The organism is Modestobacter sp. SYSU DS0904, from assembly GCF_054051115.1.
Genome location: NZ_JBJHAQ010000054.1, coordinates 1 through 18,745, shown reverse-complemented (window position 1 = coordinate 18,745; position 18,745 = coordinate 1). Strand labels below are relative to the sequence as shown.

Below are 18,745 nucleotides of genomic sequence, written 5' to 3'. Positions count from 1 at the left end.
CCGGGCCGTCGGGGGCAGAGATGGCCATCTCTGCCCCGGACGCCTCACGCATCGTCTCGGCCGCGTGCCGGCAGGCCTTCTTGATGTTGGCGTAGCCGGTGCAGCGGCACAGGTTGCCGCCGACCAGCTCGTCGACCTCCTCCTCGGAGATCTCCACCGCCGGGTCGCGGGCGTCCAGGCCCGCCGCGATCGTGGTCAGGAAGCCCGGTGTGCAGAACCCGCACTGCAGGGCGTGGCACTCGCGGAACGCCTCCTGGATCGGGTGCAGCACCTCCCCGCCCTGGTGGTCCGGCCGGCTCAGCCCCTCGACGGTGGTCACCTCGTGCCCGTCGACCTGCACCGCGAGCACCAGGCAGGAGCGGGTCGGCTGGCCGTCGACCAGCACCGTGCACGCCCCGCACACCCCGTGCTCGCAGCCGACGTGCGTGCCGGTCAGCCCGAACTCGTGCCGCAGCGCGTCGGAGAGCAGCCAGCGCACCGGCACCGATGCTTCACGTGCAACACCGTTGACGACGACGGTGATCTGCCGGGTCTGCTCGGTCATGCCTGCTCCGTCCGGGAAGTGGCCTCGGCCGCGGCGTCCGCCAGGGTGCGGGCGGTCAGCGTGGCCACCAGCAGCCTGCGGTAGTCGGCGCTGGCGTGCAGGTCGCCGTCCGGTTCGACCAGGCCGCGGGCCAGCTCGCCGGCCGCCGTCCAGTCGGCGGTGTCGACCGGCCGGCCACCCACCGCGTCGGTCAGGTCGTGCACCTCGGGCACCAGCCCCACCGACAGGTAGGCCGCCCGCGCGGCGGTGACCCGGCGGTCCTCGTCCAGGGTGACGACGACGGCGGCGCCGCACACCGCGTAGTCGCCCTTGCGCCGGGCGATCTCGGCGAACGCCGTCCCCGAGCGGTCCGGCAGCGCCGGGAAGAACGCGTCGACGACGACGGCGGGTCCGTGCACGGAGGTCTCCAGCGGACCCACGAAGAAGTCCCGCCAGCCGATCGTCTCCGGCCCGCCCGGGGTGGCGACCGTGACGGACCCGTCCGTCAGCGCCAGCACCGCGGTCATCTCCCCGGACGGGTCGGCGTGCGCGATCGAGCCGACCGTCGTCCCCCGGTTGCGGATCGCCGGGTGCGCGACGTTCGCCGTCGCCCGGCCCAGCAGCGGCTGGACGGCGGCGGCCTCGGCCGACGCGAGCAGGGCCGCGTGTCGCACCAGGGCGCCGACCCGGACGCCGTCGGCGGAGGCGTCGATCCGGTCCAGCCCGGGCACCCGGTTGATGTCGACCAGGGTCGTCGGCGCGGCCAGGCGCATGGACAGCAGCGGCAGCAGCGACTGGCCGCCGGCGAGCACCTTGGCACCCTCCGCGTCGAGCAGGCGCAGGGCCTCCTCGACGGACGACGGGTCGGCATAGCCGAACGGGGCGGGCTTCACCGGGTGCGGGTCACCTCCGGGCTCGATCGCGGACGGCGGGGTGTGGAAGGCGTCACTCTGTCACCGCCGTCCGGGAGGCGGAAGTACCTCAGTGCTAAATCTTCGTTGCGGCGACGAGGGGTCGGGCCAACTACTTCACCGCTGAGACATCTCTCCGGTAGCGTCCGCGAGGGTGAGCGACTCCCCGGGCGTCCGGCACGTCTCCCTGCGCAGCGGCGTCTACGCCGACTCGGTGCGATTGATGCAGGTCAGCCGCGAGATCGGCGGCCGTGACGGGGTCACCGCGGTGCTCGTCGCGATGGCCACGCCGCTCAACCTCGAGCTCGCCACCGGGATGGGCCTGGCCCCCGACGGCGAGGCCGCGCCCGACCAGCTGCTCATCGCGCTGCGCGCCACCGACGACGCCGAGCTGACCGCCGCGGTCGCCGCCGTCGAGGCCGCGCTGACCGCCCGCGAGGACCGCGGCTCGGCCCAGGCGATCCCGGCCCGCACCGTCGGCGCCGCGCTCGCCGACGCCCCCGACCCCGCGCTGGCCATCATCAGCGTCCCGGGGCAGCACGCCGTCGCCGAGGCCGCCGACGCGATCGCCGCCGGCCGCAGCGTGCTGGTCTTCAGCGACGGCGTGCCCGTCGAGCACGAGGTCGCCCTCAAGCGCGCCGCGCACGAGGCCGGCGTCCTGGTCATGGGCCCCGACTGCGGCACCGCGATCGTCTCCGGCGTCGCCCTGGGCTTCGCCAACGTCGTCCGCCGCGGCCCGGTCGGCCTGGTCGCCGCCAGCGGCACGGGCGCGCAGCAGGTCAGCTGCCTGCTGGACGCCGCCGGCGTGGGTGTCTCGCACGTGCTCGGTGTCGGCGGCCGCGACCTGTCGACGGCGGTCGGTGGGCTGTCCACCCTCGATGCGCTCGCCGCCCTCGACGAGGACCCGGCCACCGAACGCGTGCTGCTGGTCTCCAAGCCGCCCGCGCCCGAGGTCGCCGAGCGGGTGTGGCAGGCCGCCGGCCGGCTGGCCACGCCGGTGCGGTCGGCCGCGCTGTCGCCCGAGTCCCCGGACCTCACCGCGGCGGTCGAGGCGCTCCTCGGCGACCTCGGCGTCGCCGTCCCGGAGTGGCCCGCGCGCCCCGGCGCCGCCGACGCCGTCCCGCCGGGTGCGGTGCTCAAGGGCTTCTACTCCGGCGGCACGCTCGCCGACGAGGCGATGCTGCTCGCCGCCCCCACGCTCGGCGACGTCCGCTCCAACATCCCGCTGCGGCCCGAGCTCGACCTCGGCACCGACCTGCGGGCCCGCGGCCACGTGGTCGTCGACTTCGGCGACGACGCGCTCACCGTCGGCCGGGCGCACCCGATGATCGACCCGACGCTGCGGCTGGAGGCGATCGCGGCCCTGGCGCAGAGCGGGGAGCCCGCCGTCCTGCTGCTCGACGTCGTCCTCGGTTACGGCGCCGACCCCGACCCGGCCGCCACCCTGGCTCCCGCGCTGCAGGCGGCCGGGCTTCCGGTGGTCGTCGCGCTGGTCGGCACCGAGGCCGACCCGCAGGGCTGGTCGCGGCAGGCCGACGCGCTCGCCGAGGCCGGCGCCGCGGTGTTCGCCAGCAACGCCCAGGCCACCCGGTACGCCCTCGACCTCATCGGAGACCAGTCGTGAATCCCCTGCTGTCGGCAGCGCCCGCGATCGTCGCCGCGGGGGTCGAGGTGTTCTCCTCCGCCGTCCGGGCCCAGGGCGCGTCGGTCACCGACGTCGACTGGCGCCCGCCGGGCTTCGGTGCCGCGGAGGACATCGCCCAGCTCGCGCTCGACCAGCGCCGCGCCTCGGCCAACCGGACGGCGGTCGAGCGGCTGCTGGCCGCCGGCTCCCACCTGGTCGACGTCCGGCCCGCGCGCGACGTACTCGACATCGGCGACCGCACGCTGCTGCATTCCGGTCCGCCGCTGACCTGGGAGACGGCGTCCGGCCCGATGCGCGGCGCGCTCATCGGCGCCTGCCTGTTCGAGGGCTGGGCGTCGTCGGTCGAGGACGCCGATCGCATCCTCGCCGCCGGCGAGATCACGCTGGAGTCCTGCCACCACCACCGCGCCGTCGGCCCGATGGCCGGGGTGACCAGCCCGTCGATGTGGATGTGGTGCCTCACCGACCCGGTGCACGGTGGCCAGGCCTACTGCAACCTCAACGAGGGCCTGGGCAAGGTGCTGCGGATGGGCGCCTTCAACGACGAGGTGCTCACCCGGCTGGCCTGGATGCGCGACGTCCTCGGCCCGCTGCTGTCCCAGGCCGTCCGCTCGCGCACCGAGCCGCTGGACGTCAAGGCCGTGCTCGCGCAGATGCTGCAGATGGGCGACGAGGGGCACAACCGCAACCGGGCCGGGTCGCTGATGACCCTGCGCGAGCTCTCCCCGGCGATCGTCGCCGTCGACGCGCCGTCCGCCGACATCGCGGCCGCGCTGGCCTTCATCGGCGGCAACGAGCACTTCTTCCTCAACCTCGGCATGCCGTCGGCGAAGCTCGCGCTGGACGCCGCCCGCGACGTCCCCGGCTCGACGATGGTCACCGTGATGTCGCGCAACGGCACCGAGTTCGGCATCCAGACCGCCGGTACCGGTGACCGCTGGTTCACCGGCCCGGCCAACACCCCGGTGGGGCTGTTCCTCGGCGACTTCGGCCCCGAGGACGCCAACCCCGACATCGGCGACTCCGCGATCATGGAGACCTACGGCATCGGCGGGTTCGCCATGGCCGCGGCCCCGGCGATCGTCCGGTTCGTCGGCGGCTCCGTGCCCGACGCGCTGGCGACCACCGAGCGGATGTACCAGCTCACCTTGGCCGAGAACCCGGCGATGCAGATCCCGATCCTCGGTTTCCGCGGCTCGCCGACCGGGATCGACGTCCTGCAGGTGGCGCGCACCGGCTGGCTGCCGCAGATCAACACCGGCATGGCCGGGCGGGTCGCCGGCACCGGTCAGGTGGGCGCCGGGCTGGTCCAGCCGCCGCAGCAGTGCTTCGAGCAGGCGCTCGCCGTGCTGGCCGAGGAGTCCCGCTCGGTGGCCTGATGCGGTGAAGCCGGCCGGGCCTCACAGCACGACGGTCTCAGTGACGCCCTGGTCGCGCATGGCGAAGGCCCGATGCTGCCCGTTGACGTACGCGTTCGACGGCTCGTCGATGACTATCGCCGTGGCGGGATCGATCAGGCTCTCGATGGCCTGCAGTTGCCACGGGTCCGTCACCGACTCCCTGACTGCTGCCATCACGCGGTCGCGCACGGTCCACCCGGTCGCACCTGAGGCCAGTGCGCGCCGGACCTCCGTGACGGCGAAGTCGCAGGCGAGCGACCAGTCGCCGCAGTGGTACCAGCAGCAGTTCACCAGCCTCGGCGTTGGGGCCGCCGGGAGCTGCCGTGACCACCATTGCCACCACCGTCGCCGCGGGACTGCGGGCCGGGGGCCCATGCAGTCGGTGCGGAAGGGGCGTGGTCGGGGCAGCCGGTCGACGGGCACGATCCGGTACTCGGGGACGTACTCCGGCCAGCCGTCGACGGCCACGCCGGCGTCCTCATCGGGCGCCCCGCTGCTGGCCACCCGGACCGCGGCGAGCCCCTCCGCCGGGTTCTCATCCTCGGTGCTCCTGCGCTGTGCGACCGGTGCTGGGGTGTCGACTCCCGAGGCTGGGGCGGCCGTCGCCCGCGCGTCGCCGATGGAGTCGTCCGGCGCCACCCGCGGAACGTCTTGCGCAGCGAACAGGTCTTCCGGGCGCACCCAGCCGCCGCTGCTGACGAGGCCGAGTCGGTTCGCCGGCATACCAGGCGTACCCGGAGGTACCCAGGTGCGCGCCCCACGCAGGACCTCCTCGAGGAATGCCTATCCGTCCATGGGTCGAGTGGACAGCGCCGGCGTGCCCGAGCCGCCCACCGCAACTGCGACCGTCCCGTATACCTGGACGCGCGCGTCCCGGTCCGTGGAGCCGTCCTCCCACGGCCTCACCTCTGCCTTCGTCAAGCGGTGCACCGCTCTCCAGCGGACGGCTGGTCGCTGGAAGAGATGGTGCTGATGGCCATTCGGGAGCGCCTCTGGCGCGAGCATCCACAAGACAGTGGTGGCGCCGGCTGCCAGGCGTGCTGCCGACCGGCTCTCGAACTCGGTGAGACGCAGCTGAACCTCGATGGCGGTCGCCGCCTCGGGAACGAAGACATCCGCCCGGGTGGGCGGGTGCTCAGGAACAGGATCGAAGCCCATGCGTCGCGCCATTGACACGAGTCGGCGCTGAAGCCAACGGTGCTGCTCACTCATCGGGCCGCCACCTCCTGAGGGAGTCCAGTTGTCGTGGCCGCACTGCTGTTGCGGTACGTAGGCGAGCGAACGAGTGCCCTTGGACGACACACGTGTGGTCAACACGGCGGTGCACCCGGGCTCGGGGCAGCGCAGCGCGTTGCGCCCGGCCGCGCGCAACGCCTTCCAGTCGTCGGGGTCGTCGACGAAGAGAACAGGGCCGCGTGGTTGATCCCGGAAGCGAGCGTGCTTCTTGATCGGGGGGACGGGCGACGCCGAACTGCGGTGAGCCGCCGAGTGTTGATCGCTGTTCGGCCAGCGGCGTCGCTGGGGGTGGGATGGTCCCTGAACGGCCATGCGCATTTGTCTCACCTGCTGCCGACACAACTGGTCCGCCCGTTGTGGCCGTCGGCGGATCGGCACCCCGCTCGTTATCTCCTCTTGCCGCCGGGTAGTGCGCGACGCATGCGACCGGGAACCCGGTCGGAACACCGACGGAGGGACGCCCATGGCCAGCTGCGAGGTCTGCGGCAACGACTACCGGCTCAGCTTCGAGGTGCACGCCGCCGGCGCGGTGCACACCTTCGACAGCTTCGAGTGCGCCATCCACGCGCTCGCGCCGGTCTGCGAGCACTGCGGGGTGAAGGTGGTCGGGCACGGCGTCGAGGCCGACGGCGTCTTCTTCTGCTGCGCCTCCTGCGCCCGCCGGCACGGCGGGCCGGAGAGCGCCGCCGAGCTGGTCGACCACGCCGGCCGCGCGCCGGACGAGCGCTGATCCCGGTGGACGCCTACCCGGTCGTCCGGGCCCTGGTCCGGCCGCCCGTCCTGGCCCTCTTCCGGCCCCGGGTCGAGGGCGCCGAGCACGTCCCGGCCTCCGGGCCGGTCATCCTGGCCGGCAACCACCCCTCCACCCTCGACCAGTTCTTCCCGCCGGTGCTCCTCCGCCGCCGGGTGACGTACCTGGCCAAGAGCGAGTTCTTCACCCTGCCCGGACTGCCCGGCAAGGCCATGCGCTTGCTGCTGGAGAGCATCGGCATGGTGCCGCTGGACCGGGGCGGCGCCTCGGCCGCGGAGGCGGCGCTGCGGCGCGGCCGGGAGGTGCTCGCCGACGGCGGCCTCCTCGGCATCTACCCCGAGGGCACCCGCTCGCCCGACGGCCGGCTGCACCGCGGGAAGACGGGCGTGGCGCGGCTCGCGCTCGCCACCGGCGCCCCGGTGGTGCCGGTCGCCGTCATCGGTACCCACGCGCTGTACCCCGCCGGCGCCCGGCTGCCCCGGCCCGGGCGGGTGGTCATCCGGTTCGGCCCACCGATGGACTTCTCCGCCGAGCGCGGATCGGCCGACGACGGCGCCGTGCTCCGCCGCCTCACCGACCAGGTCATGGCCGAGCTCCAGCGGCTCTCCGGCGACGAGTACGTCGACCGGTTCGCCGCCGACGTCAAGGCCGAGGCCGAGGCCGAGGCCGGTGGGCGGGCGGCCTGAGGCCCCCGGGCCCGGTCCGGACGTCGTCCGGGTGAGCAAGCGGCTGTCCTACGTGCTCCGGCACCGACCGGACGCCGTCGGGCTCACCCTGGACGACGCCGGCTGGGTCGACGTCGACGACGTGCTCCGGGCGCTGCACCTCACGAGGGCCCAGCTGGACGACGCCGTCGCCGGCAACGACAAGCAGCGGTTCGCCCTCGACCCCACCGGGACCCGGATCCGGGCCAGCCAGGGGCACAGCGTCCCGGTCGACCTGGGCCACGTCGCGGCGGCCCCGCCGGCCGAGCTGTTCCACGGCACGGTCGAGCGGTTCCTCGCCCCGATCCTCACCGAGGGGCTGCGGCCGGGGAACCGGCACGCGGTGCACCTGAGCGCGGACGTCGCGACGGCCCGGACGGTGGGCGCCCGGCGGGGGAACCCGGTCGTGCTGCGGGTGGACGCCGCCGGGCTGGCCGCCGACGGCGCGGTGTTCAGCCGCTCGGCCAACGGCGTGTGGCTGGTCGACGCCGTCCCGCCGCGGTACCTCCAGCGGTTGGACAGACCAACGAGCGGGCAGGGGCGCTGAGTCCGAGCCCCGAGCCAGGAGGTCCCATGCCCGCCGTCTACACCGCCGTCGCCACCTCGACTGGGGACGGCCGCAACGGCCGCACCCGCTCCGACGACGGCTTCGTCGACCTCGACCTCGCGGTGCCCGAGGAGATGGGCGGCCCGGGTGGCGCGACCAACCCCGAGCAGCTGTTCGCCGCCGGGTACGCCGCCTGCTTCCACTCCGCGCTGAAGGCCGTCGCCGGCCAGCGGAAGGCGCCGATCTCCGACTCCGCGGTCACCGCCGAGGTCGGCATCGGGCGGAACGACGCCGGTGGCTTCGGGCTGGAGGTCGCGCTGCACGTCGAGCTGGGCGGCGTCGACCAGGCGACCGCGGACGCGCTGGTCGAGGCCGCCCACCAGATGTGCCCGTACTCCAACGCCACCCGCGGCAACGTGCCGGTGACGCTGGAGACGACCGTCGCCTGACCCGGGCCGGGCTCAGCGGGTGAGCGTCCCGAGGTCGATCGGGAGCTGGATCCCCGTCACGTGCCGGGCCTGGTCGGAGGCCAGCCACGCCACGGCGTCGGCGATGTCCTCGGGCTGGGAGACCGGGTCGGGCAGCGTCTGCATGAAGATGGGTCCCAGCGTGGCGGCGTGCTGGGCGATCAGCGGCTGCAGGTCGTCGACGGTCATCCCGGTGGCGACACCGTGCGGGTGGATCGTGTTGACCCGGATGCCGTGCTGCCCGAGCTCGTTGGCCATCGACCGCGCCAGCCCGACCACGCCGTGCTTGCTCGCCGCGTAGTGCCCGAGGAAGGGGAGTCCGCGCAGGCCCGCCACCGAGCTGGTGATGACGATCGACCCGCCGGTGCCCTGCTCGATCAGCACCGGCACCGTCGCCTTCGCGGTGAAGAAGACCCCGGTCAGGTTGGTGTCGATCGTCTCCTGCCACTGCTCGACGGAGATGTCCCACGAGGGGTTCGCCGAGCAGATCCCGGCGTTGGCGATCACCACGTCCAGCCGGCCCAGCTCGGCGACCCCCTCCTGCACGGCTGCGCTCAGCGCGGCGAAGTCGCGGACGTCGGCCTCGCGGGCCACCACCCGCCGGCCCTGCTCCTCGACCAGCCGGGCGGTCTCGGCGAGGTCGCCGGGGGTGGGGCCGGGGTAGGCCGTCGTCGCCGCGGACTTGTTGACGTCGATCGCGATGACGTCGGCGCCCTCACTGGCCAGCCGGACGGCGTGCGCCCGGCCCTGCCCGCGTGCGGCTCCGGTGATGAGGGCGACCTTGCCCTCGAAACGACCAGCGGTCATGCCTGCTCTCCCTGGGGTCGACGACGTTCGGTGCACTCAGTGCAACGTGAGCCGCCTCACCCTATCCGCGATCGGGTCGGGGGCAAGGCCGGTTAGCGTGCGTCCGTGAGCCGCCTCCCTCCCCGCGAGCAGCAGCGCCGCGAGAGCTGGCGGGCCCTGCAGGCCGCGGCCGTCGACCTGGTCGGGCGGCGGGGCTTCACGGCGGTGACGGTGGACGACGTGGCCGCCGCCGCCGGCGTGAGCCGGCGGACCTTCTTCAACCACTTCCCCACCAAGGCCGCGGCGCTGTTCGACCCCGACCCGGACGACGCCGAGCGGCTCGACCAGCTGCTCGCCGCCGCCGACGACGAGCCCGACCTCTGGGCCGCGCTGCGCGGGGTCTGGCTCGGCTTCCTCGGCGGGGACCGGGCGCTGGAGCTCGCCGCGGTCCGGCGTCAGCTGGTGGACGATCCGGAGCTGGCCGCCTACGTCCGCTCGGCCTACCGGTTCGTCGAGGTCACGATGGAACGCTGGGCCCAGCGGCGGGGGACCGGTGACCCGTTCCCGTCGCTGCTGGCCGTGCACGCCGCCGGTGCGGCGGTCGCCACCGCGTTCGCCACCTGGTCACCCGAGAACGACCCGGCGGGTTTCCTGCCCGCGGTCGCCCGGGGCTTCGACGCCCTCGCGCCCGCCTTCCGCTGACCGGCGGAACACCGCGGGGCGGCGGTGGATTGACCTGACCGTGCAGATCGACCTCAGCGGGAAGCGTGCCCTGGTCACCGGTTCGTCGCAGGGCATCGGGCTGGCGATCGCCCAGGGCCTGGCGGCGGCCGGTGCGTCCGTCGTCCTCACCGGCCGCCATGCCGCGAGGCTCGACGCCGCGGCGGACGGCATCGCCGGTGACGTCACCGCCGTCGCCGGCGACGTCACCACCGACGAGGGGACGGCGGCGCTGCTCGCGGCGGTGCCCGACGTCGACGTCCTGGTCAACAGCCTGGGCATCTTCGGCGCCAGGCCGGCGCTGGAGATCACCGACGACGAGTGGCGCCGCTACTTCGAGACCAACGTGCTCACCGGCGTGCGGCTCACCCGCGCCTACCTGCCCGGGATGAAGGCGCGCGGCTGGGGACGGGTGCAGTACATCGCCAGCGACTCGGCGGTGACCATCCCGGCCGAGATGATCCACTACGGGATGTCCAAGACCGCGCTGCTCGCGGTCTCCCGCGGCTTCGCCAAGGACGCCGCCGGCACCGGGGTCACCGTCAACTCGGTGATCGCCGGACCGACGCACAGCGGGGGCGTCGAGGAGTTCGTGTACTCGCTGGTCGGCCGGGACCTGCCGTGGGACGAGGCCCAGCGGGAGTTCATGCTGCGGCACCGCCCGCAGTCGCTGCTGCAGCGGCTGATCGAACCCGAGGAGATCGCGAACATGTGCGTCTACCTGGCCTCGCCGCTGGCCTCGGCGACCACCGGGGGAGCGCTGCGCGTCGACGGCGGCTACGTCGACGCGATCCTGCCCTGATCACCGGCGCGTCGGCCGGCCTTCCGGTCGGAGGCGTTCCCTAGAGTTCGCGCTCCGGCGGCGGCCGTCCCGGCGGACGGTCCTCGCCGGGAGTGCGGTCGTGGTGGTGCTGCTGGGCGCGGTCGCCCTGTTCTGGTGGCGGGACACCGCACCCCGGATCGCGGTGGCCGCGTCGTTCCCCGACCCCGCGCTCGCCCGCTGCGTCACCGCCGCCCTCGGGCAGGGCGAGGTCGCCGATCCGGAGGCCGACGTGTCGGCCGCGGACCTGCGCGCGATCACCAGCCTCACCTGTTCGCGGTTCGGCCCCGTCACCGACCTCACCGGCGTCGACCGGCTCTCCGGCCTGGTCAGCCTCGACCTCACCGGCAACCAGGTCAGCGACCTCGCCCCGCTGGCCGACGCGTCGGCCCTGTTGGACCTGCACCTGGCGGGGAACCGGATCCGCGACCTCGCGCCGTTGGCGGAGCTCCAGCTGATCACGCTGGACCTGCGCGACAACGCGGTCACCGACCTCACCGGGCTCGAGGACCAGGACCACCTGTCCACCCTCGACCTCTCCCAGGACGCGGTCACCGACCTCTCGCCGCTGCGCGGACTCCCGTTGCTCTCGACCCTCACGCTGACGAACAACCAGGTCAGCGATCTGTCCCCGCTCGCGGGCCTGCCCCACCTCAGCGACCTCGGCCTCTTCGGCAACGCGGTCAGCGACCTCTCGCCGCTGGCGGAGGTGCCGACGGTGCGGTTCCTCGGCCTCGGGGACAACCGGGTCACCGACGTGGCGCCGCTCGCCGCCCTCACCGGGCTGGAGCGGCTCGACCTCACGGGCAACCAGGTGCGCGACCTCGCACCGCTGGGCGGGCTGCAGTACCTCGACGAGCTGCGGATGTCCGACAACGAGGTCACCGAGCTCGGGCCGTTGAGCTCGGCTCCGGTGCTGCGGGTGCTCTACGCCGACGGCAACCGGATCAGCGACGTCCGCGGGCTGGCCGGTGCACCGCACCTCAGCGAGCTGTGGCTCGGCCGGAACCCGCTGACCGACGTCACGCCGCTGCTGCGGCTGCCGGTGCTGACCGGCGTCGACCTGCAGGGTCTGTCGTCCGATCTCCCCGGGGTGGCCGAGCTGCAGTCCGCCGGCGTGTACGTGGGCGGTTTCGCCCGCTGAGGTCTGCGGTCTCGTGGCTGTCCGGCTGGGGAGACCACGAGACCGCAGACCTCGGGGGCGTCAGACCTTGATGATCGCGGCGACCGGGCCGCCGCCGCTCGGGCCCTGGTGCACCGCGGCCACCGACACGAACACCGCCGGGTCGCCGGTCACCGACGCGGCCACGCCGCCGACGGTGGCCTTGATCTGCCGGTGCCAGAAGACGTCGGAGTCGTCGAGCATCGCGTTGCGCCGGCCGCGCACGTAGCCGGTCGGGTCGGCCTCGCACTTGAGGAATACGTTGACCAGCCGGTCGCCCAGGTCGCTGACGTGCGGCCGCTCGGGCAGGTCCAGCCCCGCCGCGCGGATCGCGTTCCAGATGCCGTCCTGGTCCAGCGCATCCGTCATCACCGAGTGGCCGATCCGGTAGGCGCCGCCGTGTCCGCGGGCGTTGCCGACGACGACGATCTGCGCCCGGTCCAGCTCCACGCCCGAGGAGCAGGAGGCGACCGCGCTGAACAGCGACAGGTCGCGCATGACCTGCTCCTGCGTCGGCATCTCGATCTCGCCCAGCGCCACCGCGATGCCCAGCGCCGTCGTCCCGTTGGACAGGTCCATCGAGCCGTGCGGCTCGTCGTAGTAGGTGTCCTTGCCGCGGGACTTCGCCTCGCGGATCGTCTCGATGGTCAGCAGCGGCGTCTTGGTCTGCACGTAGTGGACGTCGGCCGGGTCGGTGATCCCCGCGGCCGCCATCGCCCGGCGCACGCCCTCGGCGACCTTCTCCACCATCGCGATGCGGCCGATGTCCTCGGGCAGCAGCACCTCGCTCATCGCGAACCCGACGGTCAGCCGCGGGTCGTCGGTCTTCTCCACCGACTCCTCGGGCAGCGTGGCGAAGATCGTGGCGTGCGGGCTGATCACGCCGTCGGTGCCGCCGGACCAGACGATCGGGATGTCGCCGACCTCCTCCTTGGAGCGGCTGCCCTTCTCCAGCAGCACCTCGCGGAAGGCCCGGTCGGCGATGATCCGGGTGTAGTCGTTCACGCCGCCGTTGCCCTCGGTCTTGCCGATGACGGCGACGACCCTGTCGGCCTCCATGACCCCGTCGTCGATGAGCTTGGCCAGCTCGGAGGCGTCACTGACGTTGTGCAGCGGGACCTTGCGGACCTCGATCGGTGCGGGCATGCGGGTTCTCCTTGCCTGGGGTGGGCTGCCTGGGGTGGGTGGCAGGTCAATCCGTGAGGACGGTGCCGACGTCGTCGGTGACGGCGTCGGAGATGTGCTCGAGCGAGGTGATGACGGCGCGGGCGCCCGGCCGGCGGTCGACGAAGCGGAGCGCGGCCTCGACCTTGGGGCCCATGCTGCCGCGGGCGAACTGCCCGGCCGCGGCGTGCGCCCGCAGCTCGGCGACGGTGACCCGGCCCAGCGGCCGGGCGGCCGGCGTGCCGAAGTCGACCATCACGTTCGGGACGTCGGTGGCGATGACCAGGGTGTCGGCGTCCAGGTCCGCGGCGAGCCGGGCCGCCGTCAGGTCCTTGTCGATGACCGCCTCGACGCCACGCAGGGCGCCGCCGCTGCCGTCGTCGATCACCGGCACACCCCCGCCACCGGCGCAGACGACGGCGAACCCGGCTGCGGCCAGCGCCCGGATCGCCGGGACGTCGACCACCGACTGCGGCTCGGGGGAGGCGACCACGCGCCGCCAGCCACGCTCCCCGCGGTCCTCCCAGACCTGGCCCAGCGCGATGAAGTGCTCCGCGCGCTCCCGCGGCAGGTGCCGGCCGACGGGCTTGGTCGGCGACCGGAACCCGGGGTCGGCCGGGTCGACCAGGGTGCGCGTGACCAGGGCCGCGGTGCGCTGGGGCAGCCCGCGGGCGGCGAGGGCGGCGTCCAGTTCGTCGGCGACGGTGAACCCGATGGTCGCCTGGGTCTGGGCGACGTTCCAGTCCAGCGGGACCGGTGGCACCTCGTGGGCCGCGAGCTCGTTCTTGACCAGCAGGTTCCCAACCTGGGGGCCGTTGCCGTGGGTGACCACCACCGCCACCCCGGTCGCGACCACGGCGGCCAGGTGCCCGGCGGCGACGGCGATCGCGTCGCGCTGCGCACCGGGCGTCGCCGACCCGTCGGGGCCGGTCATCGCGTTGCCGCCCAGGGCGACGACGACGCGGCGGGAGAGGGTCACCCGCCGGACCCTAGCGGGAGAGTGCCTTAGCGGTGAAGTACCTGCGTCAGGCGGCGACGGTGAGAGCGGCGTCCTCGGTCACCGGGAGGGCGAACTCGTCGGTGACGGCGGTGGCCAGACGCACGGCGTCCCGGTGCGCCGGGAGCGGGGGCAGCGCCGGCAGCTCGGAGGGCAGCAGCACCCGGATCTCCTCGGGCGCCTCCCCGTCCGCACGGTCCTCGTCCGCACGGTCCTCGTCAGCACCGTCCTCGTGTGCAGCGGCGTCGTCGGCCGGCTCGTCGTCCTGGGCTTCGAGGTCCGGGGTGGCGGTCTCGTCGGTGGGTCCGTCGTCCTGCACCGGGTCGTCTCGAGCCGCGTCGTCCTGCACCGCGTCGTCCTGCACCGCGTCGTCCTGCACCGCGTCGTCCTGAACCGCGTCGTCCTGAACCGCGTCGTCCTGGTGGGCGGCCTCGTCGGCCGGCTCGACCGGGGCGGGCTCGGATTCGTCCCAGTGCTCGGCGAGTTCGGCGATCAGCTGCATGGCCTCGTCGTGCAGGCGCTCGACGCACGCGTGCCCCGCAGCGGCCAGCTCCGCGAACGGAACGGCGGCCTGGGTGGTCTGCAGATCGGTCACATCGGTGTTCTCGGCAGCCCGGGACCCGACCGTGACCACCTGGTCCTGCTCAGCGGCGCCAGAAGTCGAACCGGTCCCGCCCGGGTCGGAAGCCGGCCTGCTCGACGACGTCGACCGCGAGGTCGAAGCGCTGCCCGACCAGGTGTGGCTGGTGCGCGTCGCTGCCGAAGCTCACCGCGTCCCCGCCCTCCTCGCGGTACCAGCGCAGCAGCTCCACCGACCACAGCGGGCTGGTGGTGTTCACCTCCAGGGCCCGGCCGCTGCCGGCCAGCGCACGGAAGACCGCCCGGTACTCCTCCTCGAACGCCGCCTCCGGGTACGCGTCACGCCCCCCGGGCCAGTACCGCCGGGGGTAGTCGCAGTGCGCCAGCACCTGGAAGACGTCGCTGGCCTCGATCATCCCGACCATCTCGGTGAGGTAGCGGCGCATCGTGGCCACCACGTCGATCCCCGGCGCGTGCAGCAGCCGGTTGACCCCCATCAGCCGGCCGTCGACCGGGAGGGAGTGCAGCGACCCCAGGATGCGGTCGACCGGCGAGGCGGTCAGGTGCGCGGCGACGCTCGCCCCGAACAGGTGCGGCTCGCCGGCCTCCACCCCCGACCACACCCGCAGCTGGGGGTACCGCTGCCGGGCCTCCCAGATCGTCTCGGCGTAGAGGTCGACGTCGATCGGCAGCTGGTTGGCCGGGTGCCGGTCGGTGAGGCCCTGCGCGGAGGCCCGGTCGGCGGCGTCCCAGACGGTGAAGTCCAGGTGCTCGGTGAAGGCGATCGCGGGCAGCCCCATCTCCACGGCGCGCGCGCAGGCCCGCAGGAGCGAGGCCCGTGGCCCGGTGTCCCAGGAGAACTCGCTGTGCACGTGGTTGTCCGGCGGCAGCATCAGTCGCCATCCAACCGTTCGTCCACAGTCACCGCACACCGGGTCCCGTTGTCGGTCCCGGCGCCTACGGTCGGGGGCATGAGCACCGCTGTCGAGACCGGCCTCGGCCATGACACTGCCGACGAGGCGCTCGGCGTCCTGCGTGAGCTGATCGGGCGGGCGGACGCCGTCTTCCGCGAGGGGCAGGACGCCGCCGTCACCGCCCTGGTCGAGCGGCACCAGCGTGCACTGGTCGTGCAGCGCACCGGCTGGGGCAAGTCGGCCGTCTACTTCGTCTCCACCGCGCTGCTCCGCCGCCGCGGTGCCGGCCCGACGCTGCTGGTCAGCCCACTGCTCGCGCTGATGCGCGACCAGGTGGCGGCCGCCGCCCGGGCGGGCATCAAGGCGGTGGAGATCTCCAGCTCGAACGTCACCGAGTGGGACGACATCAACGCCCGGCTCGCCGCCGACGACGTCGACGTCCTGCTGGTCTCCCCGGAGCGGCTCACCAACCCCCGGTTCCGGGACGAGCAGCTCCCGGGCCTGGTCGCGCGCTGCGGCCTGCTGGTGGTCGACGAGGCGCACTGCGTCTCCGACTGGGGCCACGACTTCCGCCCCGACTACCGGCGGATCCGCGACCTGCTGGGCCAGCTGCCGCCGGGCACCCCGGTGCTGGCCACCACGGCGACGGCGAACGAGCGGGTGGTCTCCGACGTCGCCGAGCAGCTCGGCGCCGGCGGGGTGGAGGTCACCACGGTCCGCGGGCCGCTGGCCCGCGACTCGCTGCGGCTGGGCGTGCTGCGGCTGGACACCGACCGGGCGCGGCTGGCCTGGCTGTCCGCGCACATCGGCGACCTGCCGGGCAGCGGCATCGTCTACACGCTCACCGTGGCCGCGGCCGAGGAGACCGCGGCGCTGCTGCGCGACGCCGGGCACGAGGTGCGGGCCTACACCGGACGGCTGGACGACGCCGACCGCAAGGACGCCGAGGAGGCGCTGCGGGAGAACCGGGTGAAGGCCCTGGTCGCCACGTCGGCGTTGGGGATGGGCTTCGACAAGCCGGACCTGGGGTTCGTCGTCCACCTGGGCGCGCCCTCGTCGCCGGTCAGCTACTACCAGCAGGTGGGTCGTGCCGGCCGCGCCGTGGCCAATGCAGACGTGCTGCTCCTGCCCGGCCCCGAGGACATCGCCATCTGGCAGTGGTTCGCCACCTCGTCGATGCCGCGGGAGGACCACGCGGCCGCGGTGCTGACCGCCATGGCCGACGGCAAGGCCTGGTCGGTGGCCCGGCTGGAGACGGTCGCCGACGTCCGCCGATCCCGGCTGGAACTGCTGCTCAAGGTGCTCGCCGTCGACGGGGCGGTCGAGCGGGTGCAGGGTGGTTGGCGGTCCACCGGCGTCCCGTGGGTCTACGACGCCGAGCGGTACGCCCGGGTCACCGCCACCCGGGAGGCCGAGCAGCGTTCGATGCTGGCCTACGCCAAGCCGGTGGACGCCGCCGAGTGCCGGATGGCCTTCCTGCAGGAGGCGCTCGACGACCCGACGGCCGCCCCCTGCGGCCGCTGCGACGTGTGCGCCGGCCCCTGGTACGCCACCGACGTCCCGGCCGGCGCGGCCGAGGCGGCCTCGGCCCGGCTGGACCGGCCCGGCGTGGAGCTGGCCCCGCGCGCCCAGTGGCCCACCGGTGCCGACCGGCTCGGGGTGGAGGTGAAGGGGAAGATCGCGCCGGGCGAGCAGGTCACCGCTGGACGCGCCGTCGCCCGGCTCACCGACCTCGGCTGGGGCCAGCGGCTGCGCAGCCTGCTCGGCGACGACGGGGTCGGCGGGGTGGCGACCCTGGCCGAGGACCTCGAGGCCCCGCCCATCGAGGAGGACCCGGATGCCGCCAACGACGTGAGCCACCGGGTGATCCGTCCGGGGCTGCCCAACGACGCACCGCCGGACGAGGACCTGCTCAAGGCCTGCGGGCGGGTGCTGGGCGCCTGGGACTGGGCGCAGCGCCCGGCTGCGGTGGTGGCCATGCCGTCGCGCCGGCGGCCCGCCCTGGTCACCGGAGTGGCCGAGGGGCTGGCCCGCATGGGCCGGCTGCCCTACCTCGGCACGCTCGACCTCGCGCACGGTGGGCCGACCGGCGGACCGGGGGGCAACAGCGCCTTCCGGCTGGCCGGGGTCTGGCAGCGGATCGTGGTCGGACCCGAGCTGCGCGAGCAGCTCGCCCGGGTCGGTGACGCCCCGGTCCTGCTCGTCGACGACCTCGCCGACTCCCGCTGGACCATGACCGTCGCCGGCCGGGAGCTGCGGCTGGCCGGCGCCGGCTCGGTGCTGCCCTTCGTGCTCGCGCTCTCCGCCTGAGGTTGTCCACAGGTTTTCGAACAGCTGTGCGAAACCCGCGGTAACGTCTTGCCATGTCGCTCGCGCACCAGCCGTCCATGTGGGACGTCGCCGAGGAGCCGGAACTGACCCCGCTCGCCGGCCGGGTCACCCGCCACCAGCTGAGCCGGGGAGCCTGGGTCGACCACCTGCCCGGCTGGGTGGAGGGCTCGGACTCGGTGCTCGAGGTGCTGCTGGGCGACATCGGCTGGCGGGCCGATCGGCGGCAGATGTACGACCGGGAGGTCGCCGTACCCCGGCTGCTGCGGTGGTTCGGCGGTGATGAGCAGCTGCCGCACCCACTGCTCACCGGGGCCCGGCGCAGCCTCAACGACCACTACGGCCCGGAGCTGGGTGAGCCCTTCGTCAGCGCGGGCATGTGCCTCTACCGCGACGGGCGGGACAGCGTCGCCTGGCACGGCGACCGCATCGGGCGCAGCCGCACGGAGGACACCATGGTCGCGATCGTCTCCTTCGGCTCGCCGCGGCCGCTGCTGCTCCGCCCGGTCGGTGGCGGCGAGAGCCTCCGCTTCCCCCTCGGGCACGGTGACCTCGTCGTCATGGGCGGCTCCTGCCAGCGCACCTGGGAGCACTGCATCCCGAAGACGACGAAGCCGGTCGGGCCGAGGGTGAGCGTCCAGTACCGGCCCCGCGGGGTGGCCTGAGCGCCGTTCTCCCAGGTCAGCGGGGCGGGAGGGTTCGCGGCAGGCCCCGGGGGACCCCCCGGTTTGCAGGGCCCTCTGAGGGCGTGTAATGTTCCTTCTGCACCGAGCGAGAACGGACCGGGCCGCAAGGCCTGGGAAACCGCCGGCCGAACCCCCCGAGGGTGAGCCGCTGCGGAACTCGGTGTACAGTGGAACAAGCCGCCGCGAACGATGGCCGAAGAGATTCGGTCGGGTTTCGTGCGCGTCCGCTCCTTGAGAACTCAACAGCGTGCTGAAAGTCAGTGCCATATAGTTAAACTCCCTTTTGGCCTGGTTGCTTCGGTGATCGGGTCGGGGATTCCTTTGGTTGATTGATATCGAGAGTGCCAACTCTTGGTTCTCAGCTGTGGGTTGAATTCATCTACGGAGAGTTTGATCCTGGCTCAG

At 73.8% G+C, this 18,745-nt stretch carries 20 protein-coding genes; 11 read left to right on the top strand and 9 right to left on the bottom strand.

Annotated features, from left to right (window positions below):
• On the bottom strand, positions 1–544 hold a 544-nt coding region (locus tag ACI79U_RS20355), incomplete at its 3' end, for a (2Fe-2S)-binding protein (RefSeq protein ID WP_457072826.1).
• Complete coding sequence (locus ACI79U_RS20350) at positions 541–1,416, bottom strand: FAD binding domain-containing protein (protein WP_457071949.1); 876 nt, start codon at positions 1,414–1,416, stop codon at positions 541–543. The genes ACI79U_RS20350 and ACI79U_RS20355, both read right to left, overlap by 4 nt.
• Before the next feature lie 172 nt (positions 1,417–1,588).
• On the opposite strand from ACI79U_RS20350, the gene ACI79U_RS20345 reads away from it, so the two are divergent.
• Entirely contained in the window at positions 1,589–3,058 is a 1,470-nt protein-coding gene (locus ACI79U_RS20345) for an FdrA family protein (protein ID WP_457071952.1), read from the top strand.
• Positions 3,055–4,458 (top strand): DUF1116 domain-containing protein, encoded by a 1,404-nt coding sequence (locus ACI79U_RS20340; protein ID WP_457071955.1) that lies wholly within the window; start codon positions 3,055–3,057, stop codon positions 4,456–4,458. The genes ACI79U_RS20345 and ACI79U_RS20340 overlap by 4 nt, the downstream gene beginning before the upstream one ends.
• A 21-nt stretch (positions 4,459–4,479) precedes the next feature.
• Here ACI79U_RS20340 and ACI79U_RS20335 read toward each other — a convergent pair whose 3' ends face one another.
• A complete protein-coding gene (locus tag ACI79U_RS20335; RefSeq protein WP_457072825.1) occupies positions 4,480–5,202 on the bottom strand; it encodes a hypothetical protein in 723 nt (240 codons plus the stop codon).
• Positions 5,203–5,262: 60 nt separating this feature from the next.
• Positions 5,263–5,691, bottom strand: coding sequence for a hypothetical protein (locus ACI79U_RS20330; protein ID WP_457071960.1), 429 nt, complete (start codon positions 5,689–5,691; stop codon positions 5,263–5,265).
• A gap of 487 nt (positions 5,692–6,178) precedes the next feature.
• Between ACI79U_RS20330 and ACI79U_RS20325 the strand changes: the two genes are divergently transcribed.
• The 4 genes from ACI79U_RS20325 to ACI79U_RS20310 are packed head-to-tail and all read left to right on the top strand — an operon-like array spanning position 6,179 to position 8,166.
• Positions 6,179–6,445, top strand: a complete 267-nt coding sequence (locus ACI79U_RS20325) for a hypothetical protein (protein WP_457071962.1) — start codon at positions 6,179–6,181, stop codon at positions 6,443–6,445.
• 5 nt (positions 6,446–6,450) lie between these two features.
• On the top strand, positions 6,451–7,152 hold the full coding sequence (locus tag ACI79U_RS20320; RefSeq protein ID WP_457071965.1) for a lysophospholipid acyltransferase family protein: 702 nt from the start codon (positions 6,451–6,453) through the stop codon (positions 7,150–7,152).
• A 31-nt stretch (positions 7,153–7,183) separates the two neighbouring features.
• Positions 7,184–7,717, top strand: coding sequence for an RNA 2'-phosphotransferase (locus ACI79U_RS20315; RefSeq protein WP_457071968.1), 534 nt, complete (start codon positions 7,184–7,186; stop codon positions 7,715–7,717).
• 26 nt (positions 7,718–7,743) lie between these two features.
• Positions 7,744–8,166 carry an organic hydroperoxide resistance protein gene (locus ACI79U_RS20310; RefSeq protein WP_457071971.1) on the top strand — a complete coding sequence of 141 codons (423 nt, stop codon included), beginning with the start codon at positions 7,744–7,746 and terminating at the stop codon, positions 8,164–8,166.
• Between the two features lie 12 nt (positions 8,167–8,178).
• Here ACI79U_RS20310 and ACI79U_RS20305 read toward each other — a convergent pair whose 3' ends face one another.
• Complete coding sequence (locus ACI79U_RS20305) at positions 8,179–8,991, bottom strand: mycofactocin-coupled SDR family oxidoreductase (protein WP_457071974.1); 813 nt, start codon at positions 8,989–8,991, stop codon at positions 8,179–8,181.
• A 105-nt stretch (positions 8,992–9,096) separates the two neighbouring features.
• Between ACI79U_RS20305 and ACI79U_RS20300 the strand changes: the two genes are divergently transcribed.
• From ACI79U_RS20300 to ACI79U_RS20290, 3 genes are all read left to right on the top strand, one after another.
• Positions 9,097–9,672, top strand: a complete 576-nt coding sequence (locus ACI79U_RS20300; RefSeq protein ID WP_457071977.1) for a TetR family transcriptional regulator — start codon at positions 9,097–9,099, stop codon at positions 9,670–9,672.
• 40 nt (positions 9,673–9,712) lie between these two features.
• Positions 9,713–10,492 carry an SDR family NAD(P)-dependent oxidoreductase gene (locus ACI79U_RS20295; RefSeq protein ID WP_457071980.1) on the top strand — a complete coding sequence of 260 codons (780 nt, stop codon included), beginning with the start codon at positions 9,713–9,715 and terminating at the stop codon, positions 10,490–10,492.
• Between the two features lie 100 nt (positions 10,493–10,592).
• Positions 10,593–11,654, top strand: a complete 1,062-nt coding sequence (locus ACI79U_RS20290; RefSeq protein WP_457071982.1) for a leucine-rich repeat domain-containing protein — start codon at positions 10,593–10,595, stop codon at positions 11,652–11,654.
• 60 nt (positions 11,655–11,714) lie between these two features.
• Here ACI79U_RS20290 and bar read toward each other — a convergent pair whose 3' ends face one another.
• The 4 genes from bar to ACI79U_RS20270 are packed head-to-tail and all read right to left on the bottom strand — an operon-like array spanning position 11,715 to position 15,305.
• Entirely contained in the window at positions 11,715–12,818 is a 1,104-nt protein-coding gene (gene bar, locus ACI79U_RS20285; protein ID WP_457071985.1) for a barbiturase, read from the bottom strand.
• A gap of 46 nt (positions 12,819–12,864) precedes the next feature.
• Positions 12,865–13,815, bottom strand: a complete 951-nt coding sequence (gene arcC / locus ACI79U_RS20280; RefSeq protein ID WP_457071988.1) for a carbamate kinase — start codon at positions 13,813–13,815, stop codon at positions 12,865–12,867.
• Positions 13,816–13,861: 46 nt separating this feature from the next.
• On the bottom strand, positions 13,862–14,428 hold the full coding sequence (locus ACI79U_RS20275; RefSeq protein ID WP_457071991.1) for a hypothetical protein: 567 nt from the start codon (positions 14,426–14,428) through the stop codon (positions 13,862–13,864).
• Between the two features lie 49 nt (positions 14,429–14,477).
• Entirely contained in the window at positions 14,478–15,305 is an 828-nt protein-coding gene (locus ACI79U_RS20270) for a PHP domain-containing protein (RefSeq protein ID WP_457071994.1), read from the bottom strand.
• Positions 15,306–15,383: 78 nt separating this feature from the next.
• Between ACI79U_RS20270 and ACI79U_RS20265 the strand changes: the two genes are divergently transcribed.
• Together ACI79U_RS20265 and ACI79U_RS20260 are read left to right on the top strand one after the other, a co-directional pair.
• Entirely contained in the window at positions 15,384–17,636 is a 2,253-nt protein-coding gene (locus ACI79U_RS20265; RefSeq protein WP_457071997.1) for a RecQ family ATP-dependent DNA helicase, read from the top strand.
• Between the two features lie 53 nt (positions 17,637–17,689).
• Positions 17,690–18,319: an alpha-ketoglutarate-dependent dioxygenase AlkB gene (locus ACI79U_RS20260; RefSeq protein WP_457071999.1), complete on the top strand. Its 630-nt coding sequence runs from the start codon at positions 17,690–17,692 to the stop codon at positions 18,317–18,319.
• Positions 18,320–18,745 lie beyond the last annotated feature (426 nt).

What these genes read in the sequence shown, in the direction of transcription:
- bar (WP_457071985.1), bottom strand. Translation starts at nt 12,818, where the DNA reads ATGCCCGCACCGATCGAGGTCCGCAAGGTCCCGCTGCACAACGTCAGT.
- ACI79U_RS20325 (WP_457071962.1), top strand. Translation starts at nt 6,179, where the DNA reads ATGGCCAGCTGCGAGGTCTGCGGCAACGACTACCGGCTCAGCTTCGAG.
- ACI79U_RS20310 (WP_457071971.1), top strand. Translation starts at nt 7,744, where the DNA reads ATGCCCGCCGTCTACACCGCCGTCGCCACCTCGACTGGGGACGGCCGC.
- ACI79U_RS20265 (WP_457071997.1), top strand. Translation starts at nt 15,384, where the DNA reads ATGAGCACCGCTGTCGAGACCGGCCTCGGCCATGACACTGCCGACGAG.
- ACI79U_RS20330 (WP_457071960.1), bottom strand. Translation starts at nt 5,691, where the DNA reads ATGAGTGAGCAGCACCGTTGGCTTCAGCGCCGACTCGTGTCAATGGCG.
- ACI79U_RS20335 (WP_457072825.1), bottom strand. Translation starts at nt 5,202, where the DNA reads ATGCCGGCGAACCGACTCGGCCTCGTCAGCAGCGGCGGCTGGGTGCGC.
- ACI79U_RS20270 (WP_457071994.1), bottom strand. Translation starts at nt 15,305, where the DNA reads ATGCTGCCGCCGGACAACCACGTGCACAGCGAGTTCTCCTGGGACACC.
- ACI79U_RS20305 (WP_457071974.1), bottom strand. Translation starts at nt 8,991, where the DNA reads ATGACCGCTGGTCGTTTCGAGGGCAAGGTCGCCCTCATCACCGGAGCC.
- ACI79U_RS20260 (WP_457071999.1), top strand. Translation starts at nt 17,690, where the DNA reads ATGTCGCTCGCGCACCAGCCGTCCATGTGGGACGTCGCCGAGGAGCCG.